Here is an 11612-nt window from a genome sequence, read left to right as displayed (position 1 = left end):
CTTGCACAGATGCACGATGACAGAGCGCCCTTGCAATCCGGTTACCGCAATCGCTCAGTTTCTCCGTACGGGCATCCTATCGCGCTCTGCGGTTCCTGAAATCCGTCAAAGACATGATGCAGTCGTGGCGGCTAGGCTTTTTTCCGGGCCGCCGCGGCCGAAGCAAAACGCTCGCGCAATTCCTTGCCCTTGCCGGCCAGCGTCCTCTGGCGGGCGCGGCCGAAGGCCAGCGCATCGTCGGGCACGCTTTCGGTGATCACGCTGCCCGAAGCGATGTAGCCGCCCTTGCCGATTGTAACAGGCGCCACCAGCGAGGAGTTCGAGCCTATGAAGGCGCCCTCGCCGATGTCGGTGAAGAACTTCGAATAGCCGTCATAGTTGCAGGTGATGGTTCCAGCGCCGATGTTGGCGCCGGCGCCGACGCGGGCATCGCCGATATAGGTCAGGTGGTTGACCTTGGCGCCTTCCTCGATCGTCGCCCCTTTGACCTCGCAGAAATTGCCGACCTTGGCTTTTTGCCGGAGATCGGCGCCCGGCCGCAGCCGCGCATACGGACCGACATCGCAGTTCGAGGCGATCGTGGCGCCTTCGATATGGCTGAAAGCATGGATCTTGGCGCCCGTGGCGATCGTCACGCCCGGCCCGAACCAGACATTGGGTTCGACAATCGTGTCCGCGCCGATCTCGGTATCGTGCGAAAAGAACACGGTTTCCGGCGCGATCAATGTGACGCCAGAGAGCATGGCCTCGCGCCGCCGGCGCGTCTGCCAGATGCTTTCGGCCGCGGCAAGTTCAGCGCGGTTGTTGATGCCGAGCGCGTTTTCGAAGCTGGCTTCGGTGGCGACGACGTCAAAACCCTGTCCGCCGGCGATCTCGACGATGTCGGTGAGATAATACTCGCCCTTGGCGTTGTTGCTGCCGACTTGATCAAGCAGCTGCAGCGCATGCTTGCCCGCAACCGCCATCAGCCCGCCATTGCAGAAGGTGATTTTCTTCTCTTCGTCGGTGCAGTCCTTTTCCTCGCGGATGGCGACGAGCTTGCCGCCCTTTTCGATCAGCCGGCCATAGCCGGAAGGATTTGACGTGCGGAAGCCGACCACAACGACGGCAGCGCCTTCGGCCAGCTTCAGGCGCGCCGCAGTCAGCACCTCCGGATCGATCAGCGGCGTATCGCCGAACATTACCAGGATGTCGTCGTAACCCTTTGATATAGCGTCGCGTGCAGCCAGCACGGCATGCGCCGTGCCAAGCCGCCTTTCCTGGACGAATATCTCCGCCTTCGGCGCGAATTTTTGCGTGGCCTTGCGCATCTCTTCCGCCCCATGGCCGATCACCAGCGCCTGGTCACCCGCTCCGGCAGCCTCGGCAGCTCTCACGACATGGGCGACCATCGGCAGGCCGGCGATCGGGTGCAGCACTTTCGGCACGGCGCTTTTCATGCGCGTGCCTTCGCCGGCGGCGAGGATTACGGACAGGCAGGTTCTCTGACTCATGGAATGGCAACCATATGAAAGGGTTGGGAATCAAGGCATGTCTAGCATTGGCGCCATGCTGCACCAATGCGGTTAAATTCCGGTGAGATGGTCGAGCAACTGACTTTTAATCAGTAGGTGTAGAGGGTCAATCCAATGCGCCAGCATGGGCTCGTATCTGGTCAAGCCTATCCCAACTGCCCCAGCACCGGGAAATTTTCCAGCAGCCAATAAGACATGGCCTGCACGCCGCCGGTCAGGAAAAAAACGCCGGCGACGACCAGCAGCGCGCCCATCGCTTTTTCGACCCGGCCGAGATGGACGCGGAACTTCGAGAGAAAACGCATGAAGGCGCCGGAAAACAGCGCCGCGACCAGGAACGGGATGCCGAGGCCGAGCGAATAGGCGGCAAGCAGAGCCGCGCCCTCGCCCACCGTCTCGCGGCCGCCGGCCAGCGTCAGGATTGGTCCCAGCACCGGTCCGATGCAGGGTGTCCAGCCGAAGGCGAAGGCAAGTCCCATGACATAGGCGGCAACGATACTGGCCGGCTTGCCCTGCGACTGGAAGCGCGCCTCACGCGACAGCAGCGGGATGCGCAATATGCCGAGGAAGTTCAACCCCATCAGGATGATCAGCACGCCGGCGGCCATCGCCAGCGGCTCCTGCCAGACGCGCAGCAGCCGGCCAATGGTCGAGGCGCCGGCGCCCAACGCCACGAAGACGGTCGAGAAGCCGAGAACGAAAGCGATCGAGGCATAAAGCAGCGCGCTGCGCGCGTCGGCCTTGGCCGTGACGCCGGCATTGCCGCGGAAATCATCGACTGACACGCCGGCCATATAGCAGAGATAGGGCGGCACCAGCGGCAGCACGCAAGGCGACAGGAACGAGATCGCCCCCGCCCCGACCGCGCTGACATAGCCGATATCCAATGCCATTCCCGAAACTCCAACTGTATCGGCGCCGATATAGCGGCGCACGGACTTGTCCGCCAATCACCATTGCGTGGCAAGTTGCCGCCTGCATCGAGGAAGAAACGACACGCCAAGCGCGTTGATGCAACGGGGCCGCGACTTTCCGCGCGCTTCTCGATCATATCAGGAAGAACCTCATGAAATCGATCACAGTTGGGCTGGCGGTGCTTTTGCTCGGCACCGCCGCCTCATATGCCGCCGAAGCGTGGAAGGAAGCCGATGTCGGCGGCACCAAGATCTACACCGATGCCAATGGCATGACCCTTTACACCTACGACAAGGACGAGACGGGCAAGTCGAACTGCTACGACAAATGCGCCACCAATTGGCCGCCGCTGAAGGCTGAGGCCGACGCCAAGGCCGAGGGCGAATGGACGGTCGTCGACCGCACCGACGGCACCAAGATGTGGGCCTATGAGGGCAAGCCGCTCTACACGTTCATCAAGGACAAGAAGGCCAGCGATGTGACCGGCGACGGCGTCGGCGGCGTCTGGCATATAGCCAAGGCCGACTAAGCTCGGACCGAGATCCCCGCATTGACCGGCGGGGAATCGCTGGCTGCCGTGTATCACTGCAGGCCTTCCGGCTGCCAGCTTCTTGCACTGTCCTGCTGGGCATTCCAGCCCACTCGCGGCGCCAGTATCGCCCGCCCGACCGAGCATCATGCCGGGTGTCTCTCCGGCTGGGGCTGGCGCATGATCGATGTTTCTCTTATATCCGCGGAAGAATTTGTCCCGTTCTCCCGGATTCAATGCCGGCTTGTCCAACGATAGGCAGCCCGCTCCCTTATCCGAGATTGCGGATATCACATGACTCGCTCTTGGGTTGTGCACTCAATGCAGGACTGCATTTTGGGCGCTTCCTCTTGACCGGATGCAAAAGCCCGGCCATGTGAGCGACAATTGTACGAGATTTCGTCGCGCGCAGCGGAATTCTTCTGCCGCACCACAGCTGATATGAGACCTCATGGACGTCGTCGTCGTCGAATCGCCGGCCAAAGCGAAGACAATCAACAAGTACCTCGGAAAGAACTACAAGGTCCTGGCCTCGTTTGGCCACGTCCGCGATCTGCCGGCCAAGGATGGCTCGGTGCGTCCGGACGAGGATTTTGCCATGTCCTGGGCTGTCGACACCGCCTCGAGCAAACGTCTTGCTGACATCGCCAAGGCGGTCAAGGACGCCGACGGCCTGATCCTCGCCACCGATCCGGATCGCGAGGGCGAAGCCATTTCCTGGCATGTCCTGGAGGTGCTGAAGCAGAAGCGCGCGCTGAAGGACAAGCCGGTCAGCCGCGTCGTCTTCAACGCCATCACCAAGTCATCGGTGCTGGAAGCGATGGCCAATCCGCGCCAGATCGATGCGCCGCTGGTCGACGCCTATCTCGCCCGCCGCGCGCTCGACTATCTCGTCGGCTTCACGCTGTCGCCTGTCCTGTGGCGCAAGCTGCCGGGCGCCCGTTCCGCTGGCCGCGTGCAGTCGGTGGCGTTGCGCCTCGTCTGCGACCGCGAATTGGAGATCGAGCGCTTCATCCGCGAGGAGTACTGGCAGGTATCAGCTCTCCTCGGCACGCCGCGCAAGGAAAACTTCGAGGCGCGGCTGACCGCCTTCGACCGCAAGAAGCTGCAAAAGCTCGACATTTCGAACAAGGCGCAGGCCGATGACATCAAGGCGATGCTGGAAGGTGCGACCTTCAAGGCGCTATCGGTCGAAGCCAAGCCGACCAAGCGCAATCCAGGTCCGCCCTTCACCACCTCGACGCTGCAGCAGGCTGCCTCCTCGCGTCTCGGTTTTTCGGCAAGCCGCACCATGCAGGTGGCGCAGCGGCTCTATGAAGGCATGGACATCGGCGGCGAGACCACCGGCCTGATCACCTATATGCGAACCGACGGCGTGCAGATGGCGCCCGAGGCGATATCAGCTGCGCGCGATGCGATCGCCAAGGAATTCGGCCCAAAATACCTGCCCGAGAAGCCGCGCCAATACACGACCAAGGCCAAGAACGCCCAGGAAGCGCACGAAGCGATCCGCCCGACCGATTTCATGCGCACGCCGGCTTCGGTCAGGCAATATCTCGATGCCGACCAGGCACGGCTCTACGAGATCGTGTGGAAACGCGCCATCGCCAGCCAGATGCAGCCGGCCGAGATCGAGCGCACCACGGCCGAGATCGAGGCAGTCAACGGCGCCCGCACCGCGGAACTCCGCGCCATCGGTTCGGTCGTTCGCTTCGACGGCTTCATTGCCGCCTATACCGACCAGAAGGACGAGGATTCGGAAGACGAGGAAGACCGCCGTCTGCCCGAGATCCGTGCCGGCGAACAGCTCGACCGCGAGGCGATAAACGCCACCCAGCACACCACCGAGCCACCGCCGCGCTATTCGGAAGCCTCGCTGATCAAGAAGCTGGAAGAACTCGGCATCGGCCGGCCGTCGACCTACACGGCGATCCTGAAGACGCTCGAGGATCGCGACTACGTCAGCATGGACAAGCGCAAGCTGTTGCCGCAGGCCAAGGGCCGGCTGCTGTCGGCCTTCCTCGAAAGCTTCTTCGAGCGCTATGTCGAATACGACTTCACCGCCTCACTCGAGGAAAAGCTCGACGAGATTTCCGACGGCAAGCTCGCCTGGAAGGATGTGCTGCGCGATTTCTGGAAGGATTTTTCGGGCGCCGTCGCCGACATCAAGGAATTGCGCGTCACCGACGTGCTCGACGCGCTCAACGAGGAACTGGCGCCGCTCGTCTTCCCAACACGGGAAGACGGCTCAAATCCGCGCATCTGCCCGAAATGCGGCACCGGCAACCTGTCGCTGAAGCTCGGCAAGTTCGGCGCCTTTGTCGGCTGTTCCAACTACCCCGAGTGCTCCTTCACCCGCCAGCTCGGCGATGCCGCCAACCCCAATGGCGAAAACGGCAATGGCGAGGACGGCATCAAGGTGCTTGGCAAGGACCCCTACACGGCGGAGGAAATCACGCTGCGTAGCGGTCGTTTCGGCCCCTATATCCAGCGCGGCGACGGCAAAGAAGCCAAGCGCTCCAGCCTGCCCAAAGGCTGGACGGTCGATTCCATCGACCACGAAAAGGCCCTCGCCTTGCTGTCGCTGCCGCGTGACGTCGGCAAGCATCCGGAATCCGGCAAGATGATCTCGGCCGGGCTGGGGCGCTACGGTCCGTTCGTGCTGCACGACGGCACCTACGCCAATCTCGACAACATCGAGGACGTGTTCTCGATCGGCCTCAACCGCGCCGTGTCGGTCATCGCCGAGAAGAAATTGAAGGGCCCCGGCGGCCGCAATGGCGGCACGCCCGCCGCCTTGAAGGAACTTGGCGAGCATCCGGCGGGCGGCGGCAAGATCGTCGTGCGTGACGGCAAATACGGGCCCTATGTTAATTTCGGCAAGGTCAATGCGACGCTGCCGAAGGGCAAGGACCCGCAGTCGGTGACGGTCGAGGATGCGGTGGCGCTGATTGCCGAGAAGGAAGCCAAGGGTGGCAATGGCGGCAGAAAGCCCTTCCGCAAAGCGGCGGCACCTGCCAAAAAGCCTGCGGCAGCCAAAAAACCAGCGGCCAAGAAAGTGGCCAAGAAAAAGGGATAAAGCATCGTGGCGCGCAGGGTATCCGGAAGAAGCCATGGCGATCTGCGCACCGCCGACACGAGGGCCAAGGTCAGGGATAACTATCGGCCGTCCCGCGACGAAATCCTGCGCTACATCGCCGAAAACCCGGATCGCTCCGGCAAACGCGACATCGCCAAGGCGTTTGCGCTGCGCGGTGAGGACCGTATCTGGCTGAAGGACATTTTGCGCGACCTGCAGGATGAGGGCCTGCTGACCAAGGAGCGCAAGCGGCTGGCCCGCGTCGGTGCCCTGGCCCATGTCGCCGTGCTCGACATCTTTGGCCGCGACGCCGACGGCGTGCTGCTGGCACACCCAACCGAAGCCGTGGGCAATGGCGAGCCTCCTGTCATAGCGATCCGCGTGTCGCGTGGCGGCGGCGGCCCGACACCGGGCATCGGCGACCGCGTGCTAGCCAAGACCTTTCCAACCGATGACGCGACGGGCCCTGCCTATACCGGGCGGGTGATGAAGATCTTCGAGAAGCGCACCGATGCCGTTCTCGGCGTCTTCCGCGTGCTGCAGGACGGTACCTTTCGCATCGAGCCTGTCGAAAGACGCCAGCCGGAGCTGGTCGTCGACAAGGAATTCCAGAACGGCGCCAAGAACGGCGATCTGGTCGAGGTCGAGCCGGCGCGGGCCTCCCGCTACGGGCTGCCCAGAGCCAAGGTGCTGGCGGTGCTGGGTTCGCTGACCAGCGAAAAGGCGGTCTCGATGATCGCCATTCACGCGCACGACATTCCACATATTTTCCCGGCAGACGTCATCGCCGAGGCAGAGGCGGTCAAACCGGCAACGCTGGCCGACCGCGAGGACTGGCGCGACCTGCCACTGGTCACCATCGATCCAGCCGACGCCAAGGACCATGACGACGCGGTATTCGCCACGCCGGACACGGATGAGAAGAACCCTGGTGGCGTGGTCGTCACCGTGGCGATTGCAGATGTCGCCGCCTATATCCGCTATGGCACTGCGCTCGATCGCGAGGCGCTGAAGCGCGGCAATTCGGTCTATTTCCCAGATCGCGTCGTGCCGATGCTGCCGGAACGCATCTCGAACGACCTTTGTTCGCTGCGCGAAGGTCAGGACCGCCCGGCGCTGGCGGTCCGCATGACTTTCTCGGCCGATGGCCGCAAGCTCCGGCATTCGTTCCACCGCATCATCATGAAATCGGTGGCGAAACTCGCCTATTCCCAGGCGCAGGCTGCGATCGATGGCGCAGCGGACGACAAGACCGGCCCGATCCTCGACACGGTGCTGAAGCCGCTCTGGGATGCCTACGCCGTCGTGAAGCGCGGCCGTGACACGCGCCAGCCGCTCGAGCTTGAATTGCCGGAGCGGAAAATTCTGCTCAAGGAGGACGGCACCGTCGATCGGGTCGTCGTGCCGGAGCGGCTCGACGCGCACAAGCTGATCGAAGAGTTCATGATCCAGGCCAATGTCGCGGCGGCGGAGACGCTGGAGGCGAAACGACAGGCGCTGGTCTACCGCATCCATGACGCGCCTTCGCTCGCCAAGCAGGAATCGCTGCGCGAATTCCTGCAGACGCTTGGCCTGTCGTTGGCGCGCGGTGCGCAGATGCGGCCGAACCAGTTCAACGGCATCCTGGATCGCGTCCGCGGCGCCGACCATGAGGGGCTGGTCAACGAGGTGGTGCTGCGCACGCAGATGCAGGCCGAATATTCGCCCAGCAACATCGGCCATTTCGGCCTCAATCTGAAGCGCTACGCGCATTTCACCTCGCCGATCCGCAGATATGCCGACCTGATCGTGCATCGCGGGCTGATAGCCGCGCTCGGCTTCGGTGCGGGCGGACTGACGCAGGATGAGGCGGCGCGGCTGGAAGAGGTTTCTGCGCTGATCTCGGCCACCGAGCGCCGCGCCATGGCCGCCGAGCGTGACACGGTCGACCGGCTGATCGCCGCCTATTTGGCCGAGCGTGTCGACGAGCGTTTCGACGCACGCATTTCGGGCGTCACCAAATCGGGACTATTTGTCCAATTGCCGCAGTATGGCGCAGATGGTTTCATCCCGGTGTCAAGTCTGGACGGCGATTACTATATATACGACGAAACTGCCCGATCGCTTTTCGGAGAACGCACCGGCAAGGGCTATCAGCTTGCCGACCGCGTCGAGGTTCGCCTGATCGAGGTGGCGCCTATGGCCGGCGCGATGCGTTTCGAGATGCTGACCGACCCAAAGCCGCTGCCCGGCTCCAAACGGTCGTTTCACAAGACCAAAGGCCGCGCCCGCGCGTCGCAATCGCGTCCAGGCTCACGCGGCAGGAGACGGTAATGCCAAGCGATCTGAAAATGAACCAACAGGTTTTCGGCGGCGAACATCACTCGGGCCGGGTCGCCCGTCCGCTATGGACGGCGATGAAGCGCGGCGCGCTTGGCCGCTGCCCGCATTGCGGCGAGGGAAAGCTGTTCCGCGCTTTCGTCAAGACTGTCGACAAGTGCAATCATTGCGGCGAGGAGCTTCATCACCATCGCGCCGACGACCTGCCGGCCTATCTGGTGGTGGTCATCGTCGGCCACATCGTGCTCGGCGCCTTCATGGGCGTCGAAGCGACCTCCACCTTGTCCACCTGGCAGCACATCGCCATCTGGGTGCCGCTGACCATCCTCATGGCGGTCGTCTTGCTGCAGCCGGTCAAGGGCGCCGTCATCGGCCTGCAATGGGCGTTCTATATGCATGGCTTCGGCGGGGAAGAAGATCTGATCGAGTCGCATCCCGAGGCTTGAAACCGAGGCTGGCGCAATCGGCATGGCTGGACGCCACTTTCGCATCGGAGAAGATTCCGCTAGGTCGTGCGCATGGACGGTATGACCAGGGTGGAAGTCGACAAGGTCGAGCGGATCGCGCTCGACGCCAAGCCTATACGGCCGCGCGACGCCGCGACGTTGATCCTGCTCGACCGCAAGGGCGGCGAGTTTCTGGTGCTGATGGGCCGGCGCCACGCCCGTCACGCCTTCATGCCTGGGAAATTCGTCTTTCCCGGCGGCCGTACCGATCCGGCCGACAGCCGAATTCCCGTCGCCACCGCGCTGCACCCTGAGGAACAGGCGAGGCTGACCGCCGGCGTTGGCCGCATCAGCCCGGCCCGCGCCCGCGCCATCGCCCTGTCGGCGATCCGCGAGACCTATGAGGAGGCTGGCCTGTTGATCGGTCGGAAAGGCGCCTTCGCGACGAGCAGGCGCGATTGGCAGGGTTTTGCCGAGCACGGCGTAAGACCGTCGCTGGCAGAGCTGCGTTTCATCGCGCGTGCCATCACCCCGCCAAACAGGGTGCGGCGCTTCGATACGCGCTTCTTCAGCGCCTGGCGCGAAGATGTCGCCGTGGAGCTGCCGGACGGCGGTCCGACCAACGAGTTGGAGGAGCTGGTCTGGCTGCCGCTCGCCAAGGCCAGACAGGCCGATATTCCCGACATCACCAGGGCTATCCTGGAGGAGCTGGAAAAGCGGCTCGTCGATGATCCGCTGCTGCGCCCCGGTGGTTCCGTCCCGTTCTACCGGCTTGTCCGCAATCGCTTCGCCCGCGAAATTCTGTAAAGCATAGAGCATTCAAATCCATGACGGTCGATACCCAGCAAGAGGTCGAAGAACGCGTACATTGGCTGCCGATGATCGCGGCGATCTCGTCGATCAGCGTCGTCGGCATTGCCATCGGCCTCGGCATGCCGCTGCTCAGCGTCATCCTCGAAACGCGCGGCCATTCGGCGTCGATGATCGGCTTCAACACCGCTGTCGCCGGGTTCGCCTCGATCGCTGGCGCACCGCTCGCCACCCCGCTCGCCATGCGATTCGGCGTCGCCTGGACGATGCTGGCCATGATCGCCACGGGAGTGCTGGCCTTTGTCGGCTTCCATTTCGCGCCGGACTTCTGGATGTGGTTCCCGCTGCGCATCCTGCTGCACATTGCGCTGACGGTGCTGTTCATCCTGTCGGAATTCTGGATCAGCACATCGGCGCCGCCGCACCGGCGCGGCCTGGTCCTCGGCATCTACGCCACGGTATTGTCGCTCGGCTTTGCCGCCGGGCCGTGGCTTTTTGCCCATCTCGGCAGCACCGGCTTCCTGCCCTTCGGCGTCATCATGGCGCTGGTGACGCTGGCCGCCATTCCGGTTCTGGCCGCCCGCAACGAGAGCCCGACGATCGTCTCCAATGGCGAAACCAGCAACTTCCTGCGCTACATCTGGCTGGTGCCGACGGCGACCGCCGCGGTGCTGGTGTTCGGCGCGGTCGAGACCGGCGGCTTTGCGCTGTTCCCCATCTATGGCAGCCGCATCGGCTACTCCGAGGCCGACGCCGCACTTCTGCTCACCATGATCGGCCTCGGCAACGTGCTGTTGCAGATCCCGCTCGGCATGATCAGCGACCGTGTCAGCGACCGCCGTTATCTGCTTCTGGCTTGTGCAACCATTGGGCTTGCCGGCACCATCTTCATGCCCCACTTCGCGCAGAACTGGCACCTGATGGCTGCGCTTCTGTTCGTCTGGGGCGGCGTGGTCGCGGCGATGTACACGATCGGCCTGGCCCATCTCGGCTCGCAGCTTTCCGGCCACGAACTGGCCTCCGCCAACGCTGCCTTCGTGCTCTGCTACGGTGTTGGCATGGTGCTCGGCCCGCAGGCGATCGGCATCGGCATGGACGTTTTCGGTCCCTCGGGCTTCGGCTGGGCGCTCGGCATGTTCTTCGCCTTCTATATCGCGCTGGTCGGCGCCAGGCTGGTCCGAAAAATCCTTTAGAAAGACCGATCGATGCCTCGTGTCGCGCGAGGCTGCTGACATAACCGTGTCAGCAGCACCCGGATAGATTGTCAGCAACACGCCACCAGATTGAGGATGCCATCATGATCGACTCCGGGTTTGAAACGACATCGGTACGGATGGAATTGCTGCTGCTTGTGACCTTTCAATCGCCGGCCTCCGATGTCGACCGCATCATGGAAGCGGTGGTCGCGATCGCGCCGCTCACCATGGGCAAGTACGACAGCAATGCCTACCAGTCGGCGCACGGCATCGAGCGCTACCGGCCACTCGAAGGCGCGGCCGCCGGCGCCGAGACGGAATTGCGCAGACGGCCGGGCACGGTGGAAGTGTCGTTCGAGCTGCCCGACGACCAGGCGCTGGCCGCCCGCATTGTCGAAGCGATTTTCCAGGTCCACAGCTATCAGGAGCCGGTGATCCGCATTCAGCCGATCCTTGCCAGCCGTTCCAAGGGGTTGGACGACCGCTCCAACCCGAACCGCTGGTGGAACGCCACGGGAGACTGGAAGAAGGTGGCTCCGCCGGTTAGGGAAGACGCATAGAAACGGACCGCGGCCTTCCCTTCTCCCCTTGTGGGAGAAGGTGGCCGAGCGAAGCTCGGTCGGATGAGGGGTGCTCCAGCTTGGCGCTGCCGGCACTCCGTCCAGCACCCCTCAACCGTCTTGGCGCTGCGCGCCAATCCACCTTCTCCCACAAGGGGAGAAGGAAGAGGCGCTCTCGCGGGGTTGACTTTCCGGGCGCGTTCTTTATGTGTCGCGCCAAGTTTCCCGCGTCCGGGTGTTTCCC

Annotated in this window: 9 protein-coding genes; 7 read left to right on the top strand and 2 right to left on the bottom strand. The window is 63.4% G+C overall.

Annotated features, from left to right (window positions below):
- Positions 1–131: 131 nt before the first annotated feature.
- Complete coding sequence (gene glmU, locus EJ075_RS26760) at positions 132–1493, bottom strand: bifunctional UDP-N-acetylglucosamine diphosphorylase/glucosamine-1-phosphate N-acetyltransferase GlmU (RefSeq protein ID WP_126106393.1); 1362 nt, start codon at positions 1491–1493, stop codon at positions 132–134.
- Between the two features lie 167 nt (positions 1494–1660).
- Complete coding sequence (locus EJ075_RS26755; RefSeq protein ID WP_126106392.1) at positions 1661–2407, bottom strand: cytochrome c biogenesis CcdA family protein; 747 nt, start codon at positions 2405–2407, stop codon at positions 1661–1663.
- A gap of 173 nt (positions 2408–2580) precedes the next feature.
- Between EJ075_RS26755 and EJ075_RS26750 the strand changes: the two genes are divergently transcribed.
- The 7 genes from EJ075_RS26750 to EJ075_RS26720 all read left to right on the top strand — a co-directional run bounded on the left by EJ075_RS26750 (position 2581) and on the right by EJ075_RS26720 (position 11368).
- Entirely contained in the window at positions 2581–2958 is a 378-nt protein-coding gene (locus EJ075_RS26750; protein WP_126106391.1) for a hypothetical protein, read from the top strand.
- A gap of 451 nt (positions 2959–3409) precedes the next feature.
- Positions 3410–6037: a type I DNA topoisomerase gene (topA, locus tag EJ075_RS26745; protein ID WP_126106390.1), complete on the top strand. Its 2628-nt coding sequence runs from the start codon at positions 3410–3412 to the stop codon at positions 6035–6037.
- Positions 6038–6079: 42 nt separating this feature from the next.
- Complete coding sequence (rnr, locus tag EJ075_RS26740) at positions 6080–8350, top strand: ribonuclease R (RefSeq protein WP_245458228.1); 2271 nt, start codon at positions 6080–6082, stop codon at positions 8348–8350.
- On the top strand, positions 8350–8802 hold the full coding sequence (locus tag EJ075_RS26735) for a DUF983 domain-containing protein (protein ID WP_126106388.1): 453 nt from the start codon (positions 8350–8352) through the stop codon (positions 8800–8802). The genes rnr and EJ075_RS26735 overlap by 1 nt, the downstream gene beginning before the upstream one ends.
- A 72-nt stretch (positions 8803–8874) precedes the next feature.
- Positions 8875–9609, top strand: a complete 735-nt coding sequence (locus EJ075_RS26730) for an NUDIX domain-containing protein (RefSeq protein ID WP_095485367.1) — start codon at positions 8875–8877, stop codon at positions 9607–9609.
- Positions 9610–9629: 20 nt separating this feature from the next.
- On the top strand, positions 9630–10805 hold the full coding sequence (locus EJ075_RS26725) for an MFS transporter (RefSeq protein ID WP_095485368.1): 1176 nt from the start codon (positions 9630–9632) through the stop codon (positions 10803–10805).
- A 104-nt stretch (positions 10806–10909) separates the two neighbouring features.
- The gene (locus tag EJ075_RS26720) at positions 10910–11368 is read left to right on the top strand and encodes a hypothetical protein (protein ID WP_095485369.1); all 459 of its coding nucleotides are present in this window, start codon (positions 10910–10912) and stop codon (positions 11366–11368) included.
- Positions 11369–11612: the final 244 nt, after the last annotated feature.

The sequence above is a fragment of the Mesorhizobium sp. M6A.T.Cr.TU.016.01.1.1 genome (genome assembly GCF_003952585.1).
Lineage (GTDB): Bacteria > Pseudomonadota > Alphaproteobacteria > Rhizobiales > Rhizobiaceae > Mesorhizobium > Mesorhizobium mediterraneum.
Note: the sequence above shows the minus strand (reverse complement) of the source record. Positions and strands in the feature narration are given on the sequence as shown.